Below are 18,491 nucleotides of genomic sequence, written 5' to 3' on the forward strand. Positions count from 1 at the left end.
CGTGAAGATCTGCTTGCTGGCCGTCCTCCTGCTGGTGCTGGGCGCGGCTCCGGCGTCGGCGCGAGACGAACCGCAGCTGCCCACGCTGCCCAACAGCGCGGAGATCTCGCTCAAGGTGGAACGCGACGGCGCGCTCTCGGTCGTCGAGGCCGTGTCCGTGCCGAGCGAAGCGACGATGACGCGCCGCGTCCCGTTGCGGACCGCCGCCCCGCGCGACCGCGACCGGATCATCGGCATCCGCGACGTCGTCATCGAGGGTGCCGGCAATTCCGAGCTGACCGACGACGAATTCACCATCCGGCTCAAGGGCGGCACCTCGATCGTCCGGTACACAGTGGACGGTGCGGTCGCCGAAGCCGACGGCCTGCTGCGGGTCGGCTGGCAGATCGCGGGAGGCTGGGATACCGGTCTCGAACTGGTGCGCGCCGGCTTCGCCGCGCCGGTCATCCCGAACGCGGTCACCTGTTACGCCGGTCCCGAAGGTTCGCGCGCGCACTGCGGGACCGCGCAGATCGGGCATTCCGGACTGACCCGGTTCAGCCAGCAGAACCTCGCCGCGGGACAGCGGATGGAGATCTCGGTCGAGCTGCCCGGCGGCACCGTCCCGGCGAACGCGCGGCTGGAGCCGTCGAAGACCTTCGCCGGGGCGTTCGTGCTCACCGCGCCGGTCGGCTGGGCGTGGGGTGGCTTCGCGCTCGCGCTGATCGCTGGTGCCGTGGCGCTGGGCGTGCTGCGACGGCGGGACAAGCGTCCGGGTGGCGCGCTCCCGGTCCGGCTGCTCACCGGGAAGGACGATCAGGCCGCGTTCGCGTCACCTGAGGGCGTGCTGCCGGGACAGGTCGGATTCGTCCTTTCGGGGCGGGCCGACGCCGTCGATCTGGCGGCGACGGTCGTCGACCTCGCGGTCCGGAACTACCTTTGGGTGAGCGAGGAGCCCGGCGAACTCACCGACTGGCGGTTGGTCCGCCGCAACCCGCCGGACGAGCAACTCACCGCCTTCGAACGCGCGGTGTTCGACCTCCTGCTTCCGGAAGGGCGGGAGTCGATCCTGTTGTCGGAGATCCAGGCCGCGGGTATCGGGGTCGGCGCGGTGCGGGGAGCGCTGCGCGACAGCGTCGTCGAGCGTCGCTGGTACTCGCGGGGGCCCGGCAAACTCACCCGGGCCGGCCTGCGGGTCTGCTTCTACGGCTTGTTCCTCACCGTCCTGCTGGCGCTGACCGTCGGCTACGCGCAACTCGGGCTGATCGTCATCGCCGCGGGCGCGGTACTCGCCGTCACCGCCCGTTGGCTGCCGGTGCGCACGGGTGCGGGCGTCGCGTTGCACCGGCGGCTGCTCGGCGTCCGCGACGCGGTGCTGGCGACCAAGGCGACGGCCGTCCCGAAGCTCGAACGCGAGGTGCTCCTGTCGCGGGCGCTGCCCTACGCGCTCGCTCTCGGCGAACAAGAAACCTGGATCGCCGGCTTCGCCGGGCTCAAGGGGCCGCCCAAGATCTACTGGTACGGCAGGGAAGCCGCCGAAGAGGCGGAGATCGCGCGGGTGAGCGACTTCACGGCCGCGCTAGTGGGAACCTTCGCCGCGACCCGCCAGGGTCGTCGCCTGAAGTCGTGACCAAGCCGTAGGGTGGTGCGCATGGCCGATCCCGAGCTTGTCCGATTCACCCTCGACAACGGTCTGCGCGTGGTGCTCGCGCCCGACGAGACCGCTCCGGTGGTGGGTGTCAGCGTCCACTACGACGTGGGCTTCCGTTCCGAGCCCGAGGGGCGCACCGGTTTCGCGCACCTTTTCGAGCATTTGATGTTCCAGGGGAGCGAGAGCCTGGAGAAGCTCGCGCACTTCCGGTACGTCCAGTCGAGTGGTGGCAGCTTCAACGGCTCCACCCATCCGGACTACACGGACTACTTCGAGGTGCTTCCCGCCGCGGCTCTCGAGCGCGCCCTGTTCCTCGAAGCGGACAGGATGCGGGCGCCGAAGCTGACGCAGGAGAACCTGGCCAACCAGATCGACGTGGTCAAGGAGGAGATCCGCCTCAACGTGCTGAACCGGCCGTACGGCGGGTTCCCGTGGATCCTGCTCCCGCCGGTGCTGTACTCCACGTTCCCCAACGCGCACAACGGTTACGGCGGTTTCGAGGATCTCGAACAGGCCACCCTTGACGACTGCGCGGCCTTCTTCGACACCTACTACTCGCCCGCGAACGCGGTGCTGACCGTCGCCGGTGACTTCACCGTCGAGCAGGCCCGCGAGCTGATCGAGAAGCACTTCGGCGACGTGCCGCACCGGCCCGCGCCTCAGCGCCCGTCGTTCGCCGAGCCCGCCCCCGAGGGCGAACTGCGCGGCGAGCACGTGGACCCGCACGCCCCGCTGCCCGCGGTCGCGCTCGGTTACCGCATGCCGGATCCGATCAACGACCTCGACGGCTATCTGGCGAACCTCGTGCTCGCCGGCGTGCTGACCGACGGCGACGGCTCCCGGCTCCAGCAGCGCCTGGTGCACCGCGAGCCGCTGGTCGTCGACATCGGCGCGGGCGCCGGGCTGTTCGGCCCGTTCGAGGCCCGCGACCCGGACACGTTCACCATCACCGCGATCCACCCGCACGAGGTGAGCACCGAGCAGGTCCTCGCCGCGCTGGACGAGGAACTGGAGAAGCTGGCGGCCACGCCGCCGGAGGAGCAGGAACTGAAGAAGGTCACCGCGCGCTGGGCCGCGAGCCTGCACTCCGAGCACGACAAGCTGGTGTCCCGCACGCTGGCGCTGGGCTCGTTCGAGCTGCTGTACGGCGACGCGTCGCTGGTGCACCGGCTCGCCGAGAAGATGTCGGCGGTCACCGCGGAAGCCGTTTCGGCGGCGGCGAAGGCGCTGCGGCCGGATTCGCGCGCCGTCCTCGTCATCCGTCCGGGCAGTGGATCTTCAGAGCAGGAAGGTACCGAGCAGTGAGCGCACCGCACCGCACCGCCGAGGAGATCGGCCGCACGGCCGCCGGGCCGCGTCCGGTCCCGTCGCTGGGGACGCAGCGCGCCGCCGCCGATCTGTCCCATGTGGACACCACGCTGAGCAACGGGCTGCGGGTGCTCGCCGTCCGCAAGGCCACCGTGCCGCTGGTCGAGCTGCGGATGTGGATCCCGTTCGCCGGTGACGACGCGCTGCACCCGGCGACCGCCGAGGTGCTGGCCGAGACGCTGCTGACCGGCACCGCTCGCCGCGACCGCATCGAGGTCGACGCCGATCTGGCGCTGATCGGCGGTGACCTGGCCTCCGGTGTCGACCCGGAGCGGCTGGCCATCACCGGTACGTCGCTGGCCGACGGCCTGCCGACGATGCTCGACGTCCTCGCCGACGCGCTCACCGGCGCGTCGTACGCGGACGCAGAAGTGGAACGGGAACGCGAGCGGCTCATCGAGCGGATCGCCGTCTCGCGCACCCAGCCGAGGACGATCGCCCGCGAGGCGCTGCAGAAGCACCGCTACGGCGACCACCCGGCGACGCGTGAGGTGCCGAAGGCCGAAGACGTGGCGGTCGTGACGCCGGAGCAGGTGCGCGCGCTGCACCAGGCTTCGGTGCTGCCGCGCGGATCCGTGCTGGTGCTCGTCGGCGACATCGACCCGCAGACCATCATCGGCGACCTGGAGAAGGCGCTCGGCGGCTGGGCTTCGGACCGCTCCGCCGTCCGGCTGCCCGCGCTGCCCGAGCTCACCGGCGGCGACGTCCTGCTCGTGCCGCGCGCCGGTGCCGTGCAGTCGCAGATCCGGCTGTCCGCGCAGACCGTCCCGCGTACGGACCCGGGTTACGCCGCGCTGCAGCTGGCGAACCTCGCCTACGGCGGGTATTTCTCGTCGCGGCTGGTCGAGAACATCCGTGAGGACAAGGGTTACACCTACAGCGCCCACTCCGGATTCGAGTTCACCGACCAGACCGCGGTGGTGAACGTCGACGCGGACACCGCGACCGACGCGACCGCGGCCGCCCTGCTGGAGACGCGCTACGAACTGGCGAGGCTGGGTCTCGTGCCGCCGACCGCGGACGAGGTCGAGTCGGTGCGCCAGTACGCGATCGGTTCGCTTGTCACGTCGGCGTCGTCGCAGGGCGGGCTGGCCGCGCAGCTGTCCGCGCTCGCCGCGACCGGGCTGGGCGCCGAATGGCTCGCCGGGCACCCGGAGCGGCTCGCCGCGGTCACCGCCGAAGACGTGGCCAACGCCGCGCTGGAGTACTTCGCGCCGAAGCGGTTCACCGGGGTCGTCGTCGGCGACGCCGACGTGCTCGCGCCGAAGCTGCGGGCATTGGGTGACGTGACCGTCGGGGAGCCGGCTGAATGAGGACACCGTTCGGGCTGGGGGCGCTCCCGACGCTTTCGCGCTCCACGGCGGACCGTCAGGAATCCTTGCGCACCAACCCGGACAGGCTCGCCGCGCGCTGGCCGGACGCCCGGGTCGTGCTGCTCGACGAGCACTCCCGCACCCCGGTGGTGGAGGGTTCCGGCACGCTCGCGACCCGCAAGACGCAGGACTTCGGCGCCGAGCCGCCCGCCGACGCGATCTTCCTGGGGGAGTGGCAGGGCACCGACTTCTGGTCGCTGCCCGGCCACCCCACCGGGGAGACCGAGACCGTCGAGATGGCGGGCAGCTGGGGCGTCGTCGAACAGGTCCCGCGCCACGAAGGTGAGATCTGGGTCGACCTGCGCGGCTACGGCGACCTGCTCGACGACACGTCGGCCGGGTTGTTCACCACCGCGCAGGCGCTGCGGAACTGGCACCGCCAGGCGAAGTTCTGCACGCGCTGCGGGAGCTCGGTCGAGGTGATCCAGCTGGGCTGGGCGAGCAAATGCTCCGGCTGCGGCCGGGAGGAATACCCGCGCACCGACCCGGCGGTGATCTGCCTCGTGCACGACGACGCCGGTGTCGACGGCGAGCACGTCCTCTTGGCGCGCCAGCCGATCTGGCCGGAGAACCGGTACTCGATCCTCGCCGGTTTCGTCGAGGCGGGGGAGTCGCTCGAAGGCTGTGTCGAGCGGGAGATCCGCGAGGAGGTCGGCGTCGAGGTGCGTGACGTGCGCTACCTCGGCAGCCAGCCGTGGCCGTTCCCGCGGTCGATCATGCTCGGTTTCACCGCGCGGGCGGACATCTCCTCGACGATCGTGCCCGCGGAGGGCGAGATCGAAGAGGCGTTCTGGGTTTCGCGCGAGGAGGTTCGGGCGGCGTTCGCGAACAGTCAGCTGCGGAACGCGGGCGCCGTGCCGACGCCCATCGCCGGTGGCAAGCGGCAGCTGGTGCTGCCGGGGAACTCGTCGATCGCGCGCGTGATGCTGGCGGCTTGGGCCGGCGTCTGACAAGGAGTTCAGTGGGTAAGAACAACCGCCAGAAACGTGCGGCGAAGAAGCGTGCTCGCGCGGTACGCGGCCCCACGGCGCCCAAGTATGACGCCGGATTCGACGAGTTCACCGTGCCTCCGGCTGGTCCGCCGCGGCGGCTCACCGTGGAGATGATCGCCGAAGGACTGGCACAGGCCGCGTTCGAGCACTACGCCGACCACGCGCCGGGGGATGCCACCGATTTCCCCGACCGGGTGGTGGCGGATCTCGCCGGACCCGATCCGGTGGCCGAGCCCCGTGCGGTGGCCATCGGAGCCGGGATCGCGGTGGCGGAGGAACTCGGCAGGGTCTGGAAGTCGGGTTGGACGCCCGCCGACGTCTGGGAGTTCGTCCGCCGGGAGGAGAGCGCGCCGGTGGCCGCCCTGCTGGTGGACCACGTCGCCGACGATCTGGCGAAATACGCTCCGTCCACTGTGGACGAACGATGGGTGAGGCAGGTCCAGGATCTCGGCGGTGAGATCTGGTGGAAGCGCGATCGGCCGCATCTGCTGCACTGGGCCGATCGGCACGGTGCCGACCTCCGCCAGGCATTATGGGCCACGATCAAGATGCTCGGTCTGCTGATGAAGCTGCCTGAGCTGCCACAGATCGTGCCGCTGCCGGGTTCGGCATCGGCGCGGGTGTCCGCCTCGGCCAACGGGGTCGACCGCAAGGTGCTCACCAAGGTGCGTGGCCTGCTGGCCAAGGCTGAATCCACGGAGTACCCCGAGGAAGCCGAAGTCTTTTCGGCCAAGGCACAAGAGTTGATGAACCGGTACGCCTTCGAGCGTGCCTTGCTCGACGCCGACGCGAACCGAAAGCAGGCAGCGGGGTCGATCAGGGTCTGGCTGGACGCGCCGTATGTCGAAGCCAAATCGCATCTCGTCGCCGCGATCGCGAGGGCGAATCGGAGTAAATCGGTCTTCTACAGCAAACTGGGATTCGTCGCCTTGGTCGGTGAAGCGATGGACCTGGAGATCACCGAAATGCTGGCCACGTCGCTGCTGGTACAGGCGACCCGCGCGATGGTCGCCGAGGGCAAGCAGATCAGCCGCAACGGTACGTCTCAAACCCGGTCGTTCCGGCAGTCCTTCCTGGTGTCGTACGCCGTCCGCATCGGGGAGCGGCTCGAAGAGGCGAGTTCCCGCGCTCACGACCCCGTCGAGGACAAGCGGTTGCTTCCGGTGCTGGCCGCCCGGTCGCTGGTGGTCGAGGAGACCTTCCAAAAGATGTTCAGCAATACGGTCCAGCGCTCCGCGACGGTCAGCAACGGAGCCGGCTGGGAAGCGGGCCGGGCGGCCGCGGACCGCGCGGACATCGACATCGAACGCCAAGCCGTCGACGTCTGAGCCATCCAGCTGCGTGATCAGGCACCTCTTCGCGGCCGTTCGGCGTTTCGGTGCCGTGAGCGGAGTTCGTGATTCGCTCACGGGCGCGAAGATCGTTCGTTAAGCTCCCGGCGTTCCACTTTCTGGATCGACTAGTCAGGACACTGGGGAAAACATGAAGAACACGTTGCGGCGGTTCGCCGTCGCCGGAGCCGCTGTCGCGGCCATCGCCTCGTTCAGCGTCGTGAACGCCGGAGCGGCGCAGGCCTCGGACTACGAGTACTTCGATACATACGAGAACCAAGATCGGTGCGGATCCGTCGGCTACCACGGCCAGATGGTCGGGGACTGGACCGGGTGGATGTGCTACCCCTCCAACGTGATCCCCTGGGCGTACGACCTGTACGTGCAGCCCAACTTCTGATCGAACGCGTAGCCGAAGGGCCGCTCAGGACGCTCCTGAGCGGCCCTTTGTCGTCTGGCGCGCCTTTCCACCCCGGTTCTTTTGCACGTGAAGGCCCCTTCCTTCGGTTGAGCCGCAATGCCAGGAACTTAAGGTCGGTGGCGTGGTGCTGTTTTGGCGTGTTTTCCCTGTTCGGGTGGTCCGGCTCCAGCGGGTACCGGACGTTCGGGCGGCGCTGGTTCGCCGACGAGGGTTGGTGGGTCCGTGAAGGCCTCCTTGAGGGACTCAGAGTCCCTCAAGGAGGCCTTCACGGACTTGTAAATACGGGCAAATACTACTCAAACGGACAATTTATCACGGTAAGCGTCCTTTGTGGACGATCAGGGAAACCTCGGGCACTGTCGCTTAAGTTCCTGGCATTGCGGCTGAGCCGAGGGAAGGGGGCCTTCACGCGGCTCAGCCGCAGGGGGCCGGCAAAGTCGGCATCGTGCAGGTCGGGGACCTCTTCGTCAGGGCGCGGGGTCACACCCCTTGTCGAGCTTGATCGGCAGAGGATCAGGGACATGTCCCCAGCCCCCGAGTGTGGTGGATTTGGGACGTTGAACGTCCCGAATCCTCCATGCTCGAACCCTGCAGGCGCCGGTGATGCCACAACCGGACCACCGAGAACAGCGTCGACCAGCAACTCTGCGACTTTCCCGGGGCCCTGGGCTCAGCCGAGGGAAGGGGGCCTTCACGCGCAATGCCAACCTTTGCTCACCGTGCCCCCACGTGTACCCGCTGCGCGGAACACCGCAAGCGTTACCTCCCCGTTTCCCCACCCCGTTGACGGCTGTGGTTCGGCTCACTACAGTCCCCGGAAACCGTCTGTAAAGTTTCCTAACGAAGTCGGGAGCGAGCCACAGTGCGAGCCGGTAGTCCGCGGATGCTGCGCGAGATCAACGATCGTGCGGCCATCGAGGTCCTCCTCCGCGAGGGCCCGCTGACGCGCTCCGAGCTCGAGGTCGCGATCGGCCTTTCGAAGCCCGCGACGGCGCAGCTGCTCACCCGTCTCGAACAGGACGACGTCGTCGGCAAGGCGGGCGTGCGCGGCGGTGGCCGTGGGCCGAGGGCGCAGCTTTGGCAGGTCAACGGCGGTCTCGCCTACGTCGCGGCCGTGGACCTCACACCCCAGAAAGCCGACTTCGTCGTCGCGGACGTCACGGGCGCGGTGCTGGCCGAGTACCAGGTCCCGTTGCCGGTCCACGAGGGCGCGGACGTCGTCGGCACCTTCGGCACCGCGCTCACGAAGGTCGCGAACGACGCCGGACTCGCCGCCACCGATCTCCGCCAGGTCGTCATCGGCGCGCAGGGTGCCTTCGATCCGCGCACGGGTCTGCTCTCGTCGGCGCCGCACATCCCCGGCTGGCTCGGGTTCGACGTGCCGCGCAGGCTCAGCGCGGAACTCGGCGTCGAGGTCACCATCGAGAACGACGTCAACCTCGTCGCCATCGTCGAAATGACCGTCGGACAGGCCGTCGGGCTGGACGACTTCGTGATGATCTGGCTCAGCGACGGCGTCGGTGGCGCGGTGGTGGTCGGGCGGCGGCTGCTGCGCGGCGCGACCGGCGGCGGTGGCGAGATCGACTGGATGCGCGTTCCCGATCCGGTTTCGGTGGCCCGGCGAGGAGAAAAGCCGCGCGCCGGAGACCGTTTCGGTGACCTCGTCGCCTCTCCCGCGGTCGTCGAACTGGCCGCCGCGCACGGGATCGAGGCCGTGGACGGCGCGGACGCGGTCACCAAGGCCCGCCAAAGCGCCAACGAACCCTTCCTCGACGACCTCGCCCGCCGCGTCGCGGGCGGCGCGGCCGGTCTGATCGCGGTCGTCGACCCCGAACTCGTGCTGCTGTCGGGTGACACCAGCCGCGCCGGTGGCGAGGAGTTCGCCGCGCTGGTCGCGAAAAGGCTGCACGAACTCGTCCTGCCCCGCACCCCCGTCGGGGTCGCTTCGGTGCAGGGCAACGCGGTCCGCGCGGGCGCCCTGCAATCCGCGCTCGCCACCGTCCGCAGGGACGTCTTCGGCGTCAACACCCCTTCGCTCCTCGGGCCCCGCAGGTCCGGGGCGGGAGAGCCGGACCCGATCGCGGCGATCCCGGATTCACGAACAGAACCACCGTCTCCCGCCCCAACCAACTAGGAGGAGGGTCATGAGTTTCACGACCCAGGTTTCCAGAAGCGGCCGCCGCTGGCGCGGCTCGATAGTGCTCGGCGCGGTCACCGTCGCCGCACTGGTGTCCGCCTGTTCGGGCGCCGCCGGCGGCCCGAACGGTGGTTCGGGCGACGCGGCGGCCGCCCCCGCCGCGGACGCGAAGCTCACGCTGACCGTCTACAGCAAGTTCACCGATCGCGAGTACAACGTGGTCACCGCCGGGCTCAACAAGCTCAAGGCGAAGTTCCCGAACATCGAGATCAAGCACGAAGGCCAGCAGGACGACGACAAGATCACCCAGTCCATCCGCGGTGGCAACCCGCCGGACGTGGCGATCTCGTTCTTCACCGACAACCTCGGCGCGTGGTGCTCCACCGGCAGCTTCCAGGATCTCAAGCCCTACATCGACCGCGACAAGATCGACCTGACGCAGATCCCCGACGCGGTCCGCAGCTACACCGAGTTCCAGGGCAAGCGCTGCGCCATGCCGCTGCTCGCCGACGTCTACGGCTTCTACTACAACAAGGACATGTTCGCGGCGAAGGGCATCACGTCGCCGCCGAAGACGACCTCGGAACTGTTCGAGGCCACCAAGAAACTGACCGAGTTCAACCCGGACGGCTCCATCAAGGTCGCGGGCTTCCTGCCGTCGATGCCGTTCTACGCCAACATGGCGCAGTACTGGGCCCCGAACTTCGGCGCCAGCTACCTCGGCCCGGACGGCCAGTCGCATCTGGCCGACAGCCCCGAGTGGAAGGCGATGTTCGACTTCCAGAAGCAGCTGGTCGACTTCTACGGCGGCCACGCCAAGGTCGAGCAGTTCAAGGCCGGGCTCGGCGAGGAGTACTCGGCGGACCACGGTTTCCAGCGCGGCAAGCTCGCGATGATGATCGACGGCGAGTACCGCACCGCGTTCATCAAGGACCAGGCGCCGGAACTGAAGTTCGGCACCGCGGCCCCGCCGGTGCTCGACAGCAAGCCGGACCGCTACGGCGGCGCGTTCACCACGGGCACGATCATCGCGATCCCCAAGGGCGCCAAGAACCCCGGTGCGGCTTGGGAACTGATCAAGCAGGTCACCCTCGACACCGCGACCCTGGTCGACCTGTCGAACGGCCTGAAGAACGTCCCCAGCACCAAGGCCGCGTTGACCGACCCGAAGCTCGAGGTCAACCCCGAGTTCAAGACGTTCCTCGACCTGTACAACGGCGGGAAGCTGCTGCCGAACCCGTCGACCCCGATCGGTGACGCGCACCTCAAGGCGGTCAACGACTTCGCGGAGAAGTGGCAGGCCGGGAACATTCCCGACATGGCCGCGGGCCTGAAGCAGGTCGACGCGCAGATCAATGACGAACTGGCCCAGAAACGCGCCGGCGGCTGATCGCATGACATCGACCCTGGATCCCAGGGCGGTCGCCTCCCCTTCCGCGTCCACCCGGACGCGGAAGGGGAACGCGGCGCGCCGCCGTCGTACGGTCTTCTACTTCATCGCCCCGGCGATGCTCGGGTTCCTGATCTTCTTCGGGTACCCGCTGATCGCCACGGTGTACTACTCCTTCACTCGTTACGACCTGATCAACGCGCCGGAATTCGTCGGCTTCGACAACTACATCCGGATGTTCACCAGCGAACAGCTGGTCGGCACCGCCGCCTACAACACGCTGTGGCTGGTGATCGTCCTGACGTTCTGCCGGGTGGTGTTCTCCCTCGGCGTGGCGTCGATCATCTCCCGGCTGAAGTCGGGCGTCGGCCTGGTACGGACGCTCTGCTATCTGCCGTCGCTGGCCCCGCCCGCCGCGGCGACCCTGGCGTTCGTGTTCCTGTTCAACCCGGAATACGGCCCGGTCAACGCGTTCCTGCGGACGGTCGGCATCGACGGCGGGCTGTGGTTCAACGACCCGGCGATGTCGAAGCCCGCGCTGACCCTGCTGGTGATGTGGGGTTCGGGCGAGCTGATGATCATCATCCTGGCGGCGCTGCTCGACGTGCCGCAGGAACAGTACGAGGCCGCTCAGCTCGACGGCGCCGGGCCGGTCCGCCGGTTCTGGCACGTCACGCTCCCGTCGATCTCGCCGGTGCTGCTGTTCGGTGTCGTCAACTCGATGATCTTCGCGCTGCAGTTCTTCACGCAGGCGATCGTCGCGGGTTCGGCGGCCGCGGGCGCGGCCGACGTCGCGGGCAACACGAGATTCATCGGCGCGCCACAGAACTCGACGCTGACCTATCCGGTCTGGCTGTACGTCCAGGGTTTCCGGTACTTCAACATGGGCTACGCGGCGGCGATGGCGGTACTGCTGTTCATCGTCTCGGCCGGGTTCACCTGGATTCTCGTGCGGCAGCTCCGTAAGTCCCAGCACCAGGAGGAGGGCGGATGACCACCCTGGCCGAGCCCCGGCACACCGCCCCGGCGTCCGAACCGCCGAAGGTGCGGGTGCGGCGCCAATGGGACAAGAAGCTGTACTGGATCGCGACGCACAGCCTCGGCATCGCGATGGGCGTGATCTTCATGCTGCCCATCCTGTTCGTGTTCCTCACCGCGGTGATGTCCAGCGATCAGGCGCTTTCGTCGAATTTCTGGCCGAAGGAATGGCACTTCGAGAACTTCATCGAGGTGTTCGAAAAGGCGCCGCTGCTGCAGTACTTCGGCAACAGCATGCTCTATTCGACGCTGGCGACCGCCGGTGCGCTCATCTCGGCGATCCCGGCGGCGTACGCGCTTTCGAAACTGAAGTTCCGCGGGCAGAACCTGTTCTTCATGCTCACCGTGGCCGCGATGATGCTGCCGCCGCAGGTCACCGTCGTGCCGCTCTACGACCTGTGGGTGCGGCTCGGGTTCACCGGGACGCTCGTTCCGCTGATCGTGCCGTACTTCTTCTTCGACGCGTTCTCGATCTTCCTGCTGCGGCAATTCTTCCTCACCATTCCGAAGGACTATCTGGAAGCGGCGAAGATCGACGGCTGCAACGAGTTCCAGGCGATGGTCAAGGTGCTGATCCCGATGGCGAAGCCGGGTATCGCGGCGACGGCGATGTTCTGCTTCCTGTTCACCTGGAACGACTACTTCGGTCCGTTGCTCTACACCGGTGAGACCCGGGACAGCTGGCCGCTTTCGCTGGCGATCGCGTCGTTCCGCGGGATGCACCACGTGGAATGGAACCTCACCATGGCGGCCACCGCGCTGATCATGCTGCCGGTGATCGTGCTGTTCGTGTTCGCGCAGAAGTCCTTCGTCAAGGGCATCACATTCACAGGGGTCAAGGGATGAAACTGGCAGTCGTCGGTGGCGGGTCCACCTACACACCCGAGCTGATCGACGGGATCGCCGGACGACGGTCCACTTTGGACGTCGACGAGATCGTGCTGATCGATCCGGACGCCTATCGGGTGGAGGCGGTCGGTGACTTCAGCAACCGGTTGCTGAGCCACGCCGGGCATCCGGCGCGGGTCCGGACCACCGCCAACCTCGAAGAGGGCGTCGAGGGTGCGTCGGCGGTGCTGATCCAGTTGCGGGTCGGCGGGCAGCGCGCACGGCGCGGGGACGAGACCTTCCCGCACGTCTGCGGCTGCGTCGGACAGGAGACCACGGGAGCGGGCGGCCTCGCGAAGGCGTTGCGCACCGTGCCGGTGGTGCTCGACATCGCCGACAGGGTAAGGAAAATCGCCGGTGACGACACCTGGATCGTGAACTTCACGAACCCGGTCGGCATCGTCACGCGCGCGCTGCTGAACGAGGGGCACCGCGCCGTAGGGCTGTGCAACGTCGCGATCCACCTCCAGCGGACGTTCGCGCATCTGCTCGGTGCCGGGGTCGACGACGTCAAACTCGTGCACACCGGGCTCAACCACCTGAGCTGGGAACGCCAGGTTCTCGTCAACGGCGAGGACAGGCTGCCGGAGTTGCTCGCGGAGCACGCGGAATTCCTCGGTGAGCACGTTACCGCGCCGGTGGAATGGATGCGGCGGATGAACGTCGTGCCGTCGTACTACCTGAAGTACTACTACGGGCACGACGAGCAGGTCATGAAGCAGCGCACCGAGCGGCCGCGCGCGGACGTCGTCAGCGACGTCGAAGAGGAACTGCTCAAGGTGTACCTCGACCCGGAGGTGGTGACCAAACCGGAGCAGCTGGAAAAGCGGGGCGGTGCCTACTATTCCGAGGCCGCGGTGCAGCTGGTGCACGCGCTCACCTCGGGCGGGCCCGCGGAGGAGCACGTCGTCAACGTCCGCAACGAAGGGACTTTCGACTTCCTGCCGGACGACGCCGTCATCGAGGTCCCGTCCCTTGTGGACGGCAAGGGGCCGAGGCCGATCCCGCAACCGCCGGTGGAGCAGCGGTTCGCCGGGCTCATCGCCGGGGTGACCGCGTACGAGCAGCTCGCGCTGGAAGCGGCGATCAAGGGCGGGCGGGACCGGGTGGCCGACGCGCTGCTCGCGCATCCGCTGGTCGGCCAGTACACCAAGGCGGATCAGCTCGCGGACACGCTGGTGCAGGTCAACCGCCAGTTCCTGCCGTGGGCGGGGGCATGACGGCCGGCTCACGGGATGTCGTCGTCGCGATCGACGGTGGCAACAGCAAGACCGACGTCCTGATCGTCTCCCGGGACGGGCGGGTGCTCGGGCAGTCGCGAGGGCCGGGCGCGTCCCCGCAGAACATCGGGGTCGACGCCAGTGTCCGCGCGCTGGAAAAGCTGGTGCTGGAGGCCCTTCGCGGGGCAGGGCTTCCCGACGAGCGCCCGTTCGCGACGCATACGTCGGCCTACCTCGCGGGACTGGATTTCCCGCAGGAGGAGGCGATCCTGCACGCGGCGCTGGCCGCGCGCGGCTGGAGTGACACGCTGATCGTCGGCAACGACACGCTCGCGCTGCTGCGCGCGGGCAGTTCCGACGGCACCGGGGTGGCGGTGGTGTGCGGCGCCGGAATCAACGGCGCCGGGGTCAGCGCAGACGGCCGGGAGCACCGGTTTCCCGCGCTGGGCAAGATCTCCGGCGACTGGGGTGGCGGCTACCGGCTGGGCGAGGAGGCGCTGTGGTGGGCCGTCCGCGCCGAGGACGGCCGTGGGCCCGGTACCGCGCTGCGGACCGCCGTCGCCGCGCATTTCCAGGCCTCGTCGGTGCTGGAAGTGGTGCAGCGCCTGCATTTCGAGGAGCTGCACACCGATGCGATCCACGGTCTGTGCCCGCTGCTGTTCGCCGTCGCGGCCGACGGCGACGAGGTGGCGCAGGACGTGGTCGACCGGTTCGTCGAGGAGGTGGCCGTGCTGGTCGCGGTCATCCTGCGGCGGCTCGAACTGACCGAGGAGGCACCGGAAGTCGTCCTCGGCGGGGGAGTGCTGACCGGGGTCGGCGCGCAGGTGATCGCGGAGATCGAGCGGCGGTGCCTGAAGGTGGCGCCGCGCGCTTCGATCCGCGTCGTCGACGTCGCCCCCGTGGTCGGCGCGGCGCTGTTCGCCCTGGACACCATCGGTGCCCCCGACACCGCGAAGGTCGCGCTGAAGGCCGCCACCAGACGGGTCTAGAGCGGGCTGAAGGGGCCCTTCACCGCATGCGATGCGGTGAAGGGCCCCTTCGTCGCGTCTTATGCGGGGAAAGGGCCCTTCAGCTCCCGGCTCAGGAAGCGGCGGGGACGAGCGGGGAGTCCGTCTCCAGCAGCGACTTGAGATCCGACAGCACCCAGGGCCAACCGCCACCGGCGTTCTCGCCCGGTCCGGCGTCGATGTCCTCCTGCGAACCGTTGAGCAGCGCGGCCATCAGCGGCGCGCCGGTGACATCGTGGGTGACGGTCAGCCGGGTGCCCGCGGTCTTCGTCTCTTCGATCTCGTAGGTGAGTTTGGTGTAGGGCTCATCATCGAAGGCGGGGTCCATCCGCAGCTTCCAGGTGATGACCAGTTTGCGTGGCGGGTCGACTTCCAGAACCTCACCGTCCACGAGGTCGTCGGTGAAACCGGCTTGGACGAACTCCGGTGTCGGGTGGGTGGCGTGCTTGCCGCCCGGCCGCAGGTCGTAGTCGACGAGGCCGGTGTAGCCGTACTTCTGCGACCACTCGGGCTTCGTGATGGCGGCCCAGATCTTCTCCGGGGTGGCCTTGATGTAGACGCGGTAGACCTGGGTGTCGGTCATGAGGGCTCCTCGTTCTCGAGTTCGGCTTTGAGGTCGAGCAACGCGGTCACGTTGCGCTCGGTGAACTTGTCGATCCACCTGTCGTGGATCTGCCGGATCGGAACCGGGTTGAGGAAATGCTTCTTCTCCCGGCCTTCCTTGCGCGTGACGACAAGTCCGGCTTCTTCCAGCAGTTTCAAATGCTTCATCACGCCGAAGCGGCTCATGTCCACTTCGGACTCGAGTTCGGTCAGCGTGCGACCGTCACGCGCGAACAGCCTGTCGAGCAGGAACCGGCGGGTCGGATCCGCCAGGGCCTTGAAAACCAGGTCGTCGTCGGGCACGTCGAAAGAATAGGTGACCAAAAGGTCACATGTCAACAGAACGTTCCGGGAAGCGCGTGAAGGCCCCCTTCCCTCGGCTCAGCCGAGGGAAGGGGGCCTTCACGCGCATCGGGCTTCGGTTACAGGAGGGCGCCCAGCGGCAGGATCAGCGCGATCGCGACCACGGAGATGACCGTCTCCATGATCGACCAGCTCTTCAGTGTCTGGCCGACCGAAAGCCCGAAGTACTCCTTGACCAGCCAGAAGCCGGCGTCGTTGACATGCGAGAAGAACAGCGACCCGGCGCCGATCGCCAGCACCAGCAGCGCGCTGTGCGACGGGTCCATGGTCGCCGCGAGCGGCGCCACGATGCCCGCCGCGGATACGGTCGCGACCGTCGCGGAACCGGTGGCGAGCCGGATCGCGACCGCGACCAGCCAGCCGAGCAGCAGCGGCGAGAGGTTCGCGCCGGTCGCCAGGCCGGTGATGACGTTGCCGACCCCGGCGTCGACGAGGGTCTGCTTGAACCCGCCGCCCGCGCCGACGATGAGCAGGATCCCCGCGATCGGCGGAAGCGAATCGCCGATGGTGGAGGACATCTTGCCGCGGGTGAAGCCGGCGGCCCGGCCGAGGGTGACCATGCCGAGCAGGACGGCGGCGAGCAGGGCCACCAGCGGGTCGCCGATGAAGTCGAGCACGCGGCGGACGTGGTTCTCCTTCTCCAGCAGGATGTCCGCGAGCGCCTTGCCCATCATCAGCACGACCGGCAGCAGCACGGTCGACAGCGTCGGGAGGAAGCCGGGACGTCGTCCGTCCGAAGAGGACGATTCCGGGACGAGCCGTTCCGGCGCGACGGCGTCCGGCACCATTTTCGCGGCCAGCCTGCCGAACAGCGGTCCGGCGATGATCACCGTCGGGATCGCGACGAGCAGGCCGAAGGCCAGGGTGAGACCGACGTTCGCGTTCAGCGCGCCGGCGGCGGCGAGCGGGCCGGGGTGCGGCGGGACGAGGCCGTGCAGCACCGAAAGTCCGGCGAGTGCCGGGATTCCCAGCAGCAGCAACGGTTTCCCGGTGCGCTTGGCGACCAGCAGGATCACCGGGATCAGCATGACCAGGCCGATCTCGAAGAACATCGGCAACCCGATCAGCGCGGCGACCAGCGCCATCGCCCACGGCAGGGTGCGGTCACCCGCGCGGCGCAGGATGGTGTCGACGATCTGGTCCGCGCCGCCGGAGTCGGCGAGCAGTTTGCCGAGCATCGCGCCGAGCGCGATCAGCACGCCGACCGAGGCGACGGTGGAGCCGACTCCGGAGCTGAAGCTCTTGATCAGCTTGTCCACCGGCATGCCGCCGACGAGCCCGAGAACGCCCGAGCCGAGGATCAGAGCCAGGAACGGATGCAGTTTCGCCTTGGTGATGAGCACGACGATCACGGCGATGGCGAGCACCGTCGCGCCGATGAGGCGCGTGTCGTGTCCGGTCCAGGCGGCGGCGAGGGTGGTGGTCATTTGCGGTCCTCGAGAGCGGAGAGGGCGGAGGTGATGATCTCTTCCGGCGTGTTCGCGATGTCGGCGACGAGGCCGGATTCGTCCGGCCGCAACTGTTCGAGGTCGGCCAGCTGACTGTCCAAAAGGGACACCGGCATGAAATGGCCGGAGCGGGTCTTCATCCGGTCGGCGAGCAGGGCGCGGTCACCGTGCAGGTGCAGGAACCAGACGTCGCCGCCACCGCGCAGGACGTCGCGGTAGCGGTACTTGAGCGCGGAGGACGTGACGACGCCGCCCGAGTCCTGGTGGTCGCGGATCCAGCCGGCGATGGCTTCGAGCCAGGGTTGCCGGTCTTCGTCGTTCAGCGGGTGGCCGGAGCTCATCTTGTCGATGTTCGCCTTCGGATGGAACGTGTCCGCTTCGGCGTAGTCGACGCCGAGGCGTTCGGCGAGTGCCGTGCCCACGGTCGTCTTGCCCGAGCCGGAAACGCCCATCACCACGATGACGGTCATCCGTACCTCCCACGTCGTTGTAGCCGGGACGAGTACAGCTCAAAAGTACTACTTAAGCAATATGAAGTACTACTTAATCGAATCAGAACGCTAGGGTCACCAGGTGGGCAATGACAGGCATGCCGAAATGCTCGACGCGCTCGGCTCCGCGATCGCGAACGGGGAGTTCGCGCCGGGTTCGGTGCTGCGGTCGGAGGAGCTGCAGGAGCGCTTCGGCGCGTCGCGCACCGTGGCACGCGAGGTCGTCCGCGTACTGGAGACGATGTGCCTGACCAGCAGCAAACGCCGGGTCGGGGTGATCGTGCGCGACCCGGGGGAGTGGAACCACTACGACCCGCGGCTCATTCGCTGGCAGCTCGACGGCACCGAGCGGAAGACCGCGCTGCGCACGCTGACCGAGCTGCGCTCCGCCGTCGAACCGAGCGCGGCCCGGTTCGCCGCGCTGCGGGCGACCCCGGAAGAGGGCGGCCGCCTGCGCGCGCTGGCCAAGCGGCTGGAGGAGACGGCGCACCAACGTGATCTGGTGACCTTCCTCGGCCACGACGTCGCTTTCCATGACCTGCTGCTCTCCTCGTCGCGGAATCCGATGTTCGCGCAGCTTTCCGCGGTCGTCGCCGAAGTGCTCGCCGGGCGCACCGGGCACGGGCTGATGCCGGAGGAACCACAGCCCGAGGCCGTCGCGCTGCACGTCGAGGTCGCGGCCGCCGTCGACGCCGGTGACCCTGACCGGGCCGAACGCGCCATGCGGGACATCGTCAGCCAGGCGCGCGACGAGATGGCCGTCCTCCTGGACGGATGATCTTCGAGTAATC

17 protein-coding genes are annotated in these 18,491 nt (G+C 68.4%); 13 read left to right on the top strand and 4 right to left on the bottom strand.

Going from position 1 to position 18,491, the window contains the following annotated elements; genetic code table 11:
* Position 1 precedes the first annotated feature (1 nt).
* The 12 genes from ACZ5ZX_RS27430 to ACZ5ZX_RS27485 all read left to right on the top strand — a co-directional run bounded on the left by ACZ5ZX_RS27430 (position 2) and on the right by ACZ5ZX_RS27485 (position 14,777).
* Positions 2 to 1,609, top strand: a complete 1,608-nt coding sequence (locus ACZ5ZX_RS27430; protein WP_465504840.1) for a DUF2207 family protein — start codon at positions 2 to 4, stop codon at positions 1,607 to 1,609.
* A 21-nt stretch (positions 1,610 to 1,630) separates the two neighbouring features.
* Positions 1,631 to 2,935 carry a M16 family metallopeptidase gene (locus ACZ5ZX_RS27435; RefSeq protein WP_465504841.1) on the top strand — a complete coding sequence of 435 codons (1,305 nt, stop codon included), beginning with the start codon at positions 1,631 to 1,633 and terminating at the stop codon, positions 2,933 to 2,935.
* A complete protein-coding gene (locus ACZ5ZX_RS27440; RefSeq protein ID WP_465504842.1) occupies positions 2,932 to 4,311 on the top strand; it encodes a M16 family metallopeptidase in 1,380 nt (459 codons plus the stop codon). Before ACZ5ZX_RS27435 ends, ACZ5ZX_RS27440 begins: the two co-directional genes overlap by 4 nt.
* Complete coding sequence (gene nudC / locus ACZ5ZX_RS27445; protein WP_465504843.1) at positions 4,308 to 5,321, top strand: NAD(+) diphosphatase; 1,014 nt, start codon at positions 4,308 to 4,310, stop codon at positions 5,319 to 5,321. Before ACZ5ZX_RS27440 ends, nudC begins: the two co-directional genes overlap by 4 nt.
* An 11-nt stretch (positions 5,322 to 5,332) precedes the next feature.
* Positions 5,333 to 6,691 carry a DUF2786 domain-containing protein gene (locus tag ACZ5ZX_RS27450; RefSeq protein WP_465504844.1) on the top strand — a complete coding sequence of 453 codons (1,359 nt, stop codon included), beginning with the start codon at positions 5,333 to 5,335 and terminating at the stop codon, positions 6,689 to 6,691.
* A gap of 154 nt (positions 6,692 to 6,845) precedes the next feature.
* Positions 6,846 to 7,094: a hypothetical protein gene (locus ACZ5ZX_RS27455; RefSeq protein ID WP_465504845.1), complete on the top strand. Its 249-nt coding sequence runs from the start codon at positions 6,846 to 6,848 to the stop codon at positions 7,092 to 7,094.
* A gap of 904 nt (positions 7,095 to 7,998) precedes the next feature.
* On the top strand, positions 7,999 to 9,249 hold the full coding sequence (locus ACZ5ZX_RS27460) for an ROK family protein (protein ID WP_465504943.1): 1,251 nt from the start codon (positions 7,999 to 8,001) through the stop codon (positions 9,247 to 9,249).
* 64 nt (positions 9,250 to 9,313) lie between these two features.
* Positions 9,314 to 10,642, top strand: coding sequence for an extracellular solute-binding protein (locus ACZ5ZX_RS27465; RefSeq protein ID WP_465504944.1), 1,329 nt, complete (start codon positions 9,314 to 9,316; stop codon positions 10,640 to 10,642).
* 4 nt (positions 10,643 to 10,646) lie between these two features.
* Entirely contained in the window at positions 10,647 to 11,636 is a 990-nt protein-coding gene (locus ACZ5ZX_RS27470) for a carbohydrate ABC transporter permease (protein WP_465504846.1), read from the top strand.
* Positions 11,633 to 12,526 carry a carbohydrate ABC transporter permease gene (locus ACZ5ZX_RS27475; protein ID WP_465504847.1) on the top strand — a complete coding sequence of 298 codons (894 nt, stop codon included), beginning with the start codon at positions 11,633 to 11,635 and terminating at the stop codon, positions 12,524 to 12,526. Before ACZ5ZX_RS27470 ends, ACZ5ZX_RS27475 begins: the two co-directional genes overlap by 4 nt.
* On the top strand, positions 12,523 to 13,788 hold the full coding sequence (locus ACZ5ZX_RS27480) for a 6-phospho-beta-glucosidase (protein ID WP_465504848.1): 1,266 nt from the start codon (positions 12,523 to 12,525) through the stop codon (positions 13,786 to 13,788). Before ACZ5ZX_RS27475 ends, ACZ5ZX_RS27480 begins: the two co-directional genes overlap by 4 nt.
* Positions 13,773 to 14,777: an N-acetylglucosamine kinase gene (locus tag ACZ5ZX_RS27485; protein WP_465504849.1), complete on the top strand. Its 1,005-nt coding sequence runs from the start codon at positions 13,773 to 13,775 to the stop codon at positions 14,775 to 14,777. The genes ACZ5ZX_RS27480 and ACZ5ZX_RS27485 overlap by 16 nt, the downstream gene beginning before the upstream one ends.
* Positions 14,778 to 14,868: 91 nt before the next feature.
* Here the strand turns inward: ACZ5ZX_RS27485 and ACZ5ZX_RS27490 are convergent, their stop codons facing one another.
* From ACZ5ZX_RS27490 to ACZ5ZX_RS27505, 4 genes are all read right to left on the bottom strand, one after another.
* Entirely contained in the window at positions 14,869 to 15,378 is a 510-nt protein-coding gene (locus ACZ5ZX_RS27490) for an SRPBCC family protein (protein WP_465504850.1), read from the bottom strand.
* On the bottom strand, positions 15,375 to 15,701 hold the full coding sequence (locus tag ACZ5ZX_RS27495) for an ArsR/SmtB family transcription factor (RefSeq protein WP_465504851.1): 327 nt from the start codon (positions 15,699 to 15,701) through the stop codon (positions 15,375 to 15,377). The genes ACZ5ZX_RS27490 and ACZ5ZX_RS27495 overlap by 4 nt, the downstream gene beginning before the upstream one ends.
* A gap of 119 nt (positions 15,702 to 15,820) precedes the next feature.
* Positions 15,821 to 17,188 (bottom strand): GntT/GntP/DsdX family permease, encoded by a 1,368-nt coding sequence (locus ACZ5ZX_RS27500; protein ID WP_465504852.1) that lies wholly within the window; start codon positions 17,186 to 17,188, stop codon positions 15,821 to 15,823.
* Positions 17,185 to 17,679, bottom strand: a complete 495-nt coding sequence (locus ACZ5ZX_RS27505) for a gluconokinase (RefSeq protein ID WP_465504853.1) — start codon at positions 17,677 to 17,679, stop codon at positions 17,185 to 17,187. The genes ACZ5ZX_RS27500 and ACZ5ZX_RS27505 overlap by 4 nt, the downstream gene beginning before the upstream one ends.
* A 127-nt stretch (positions 17,680 to 17,806) precedes the next feature.
* On the opposite strand from ACZ5ZX_RS27505, the gene ACZ5ZX_RS27510 reads away from it, so the two are divergent.
* The gene (locus tag ACZ5ZX_RS27510) at positions 17,807 to 18,478 is read left to right on the top strand and encodes a FadR/GntR family transcriptional regulator (protein ID WP_465496199.1); all 672 of its coding nucleotides are present in this window, start codon (positions 17,807 to 17,809) and stop codon (positions 18,476 to 18,478) included.
* The last annotated feature ends 13 nt before the right edge of the window (positions 18,479 to 18,491 follow it).

It is taken from the genome of Amycolatopsis sp. NPDC033938 (assembly GCF_055575975.1).

Excerpts from the sequence above, each read along its gene's own strand:
- ACZ5ZX_RS27435 (WP_465504841.1), top strand. The coding sequence starts at position 1,631 with ATGGCCGATCCCGAGCTTGTCCGATTCACCCTCGACAACGGTCTGCGC.
- nudC (WP_465504843.1), top strand. The coding sequence starts at position 4,308 with ATGAGGACACCGTTCGGGCTGGGGGCGCTCCCGACGCTTTCGCGCTCC.
- ACZ5ZX_RS27455 (WP_465504845.1), top strand. The coding sequence starts at position 6,846 with ATGAAGAACACGTTGCGGCGGTTCGCCGTCGCCGGAGCCGCTGTCGCG.
- ACZ5ZX_RS27460 (WP_465504943.1), top strand. The coding sequence starts at position 7,999 with ATGCTGCGCGAGATCAACGATCGTGCGGCCATCGAGGTCCTCCTCCGC.
- ACZ5ZX_RS27470 (WP_465504846.1), top strand. The coding sequence starts at position 10,647 with ATGACATCGACCCTGGATCCCAGGGCGGTCGCCTCCCCTTCCGCGTCC.
- ACZ5ZX_RS27475 (WP_465504847.1), top strand. The coding sequence starts at position 11,633 with ATGACCACCCTGGCCGAGCCCCGGCACACCGCCCCGGCGTCCGAACCG.
- ACZ5ZX_RS27480 (WP_465504848.1), top strand. The coding sequence starts at position 12,523 with ATGAAACTGGCAGTCGTCGGTGGCGGGTCCACCTACACACCCGAGCTG.
- ACZ5ZX_RS27490 (WP_465504850.1), bottom strand. The coding sequence starts at position 15,378 with ATGACCGACACCCAGGTCTACCGCGTCTACATCAAGGCCACCCCGGAG.
- ACZ5ZX_RS27500 (WP_465504852.1), bottom strand. The coding sequence starts at position 17,188 with ATGACCACCACCCTCGCCGCCGCCTGGACCGGACACGACACGCGCCTC.
- ACZ5ZX_RS27505 (WP_465504853.1), bottom strand. The coding sequence starts at position 17,679 with ATGACCGTCATCGTGGTGATGGGCGTTTCCGGCTCGGGCAAGACGACC.
- ACZ5ZX_RS27510 (WP_465496199.1), top strand. The coding sequence starts at position 17,807 with ATGCTCGACGCGCTCGGCTCCGCGATCGCGAACGGGGAGTTCGCGCCG.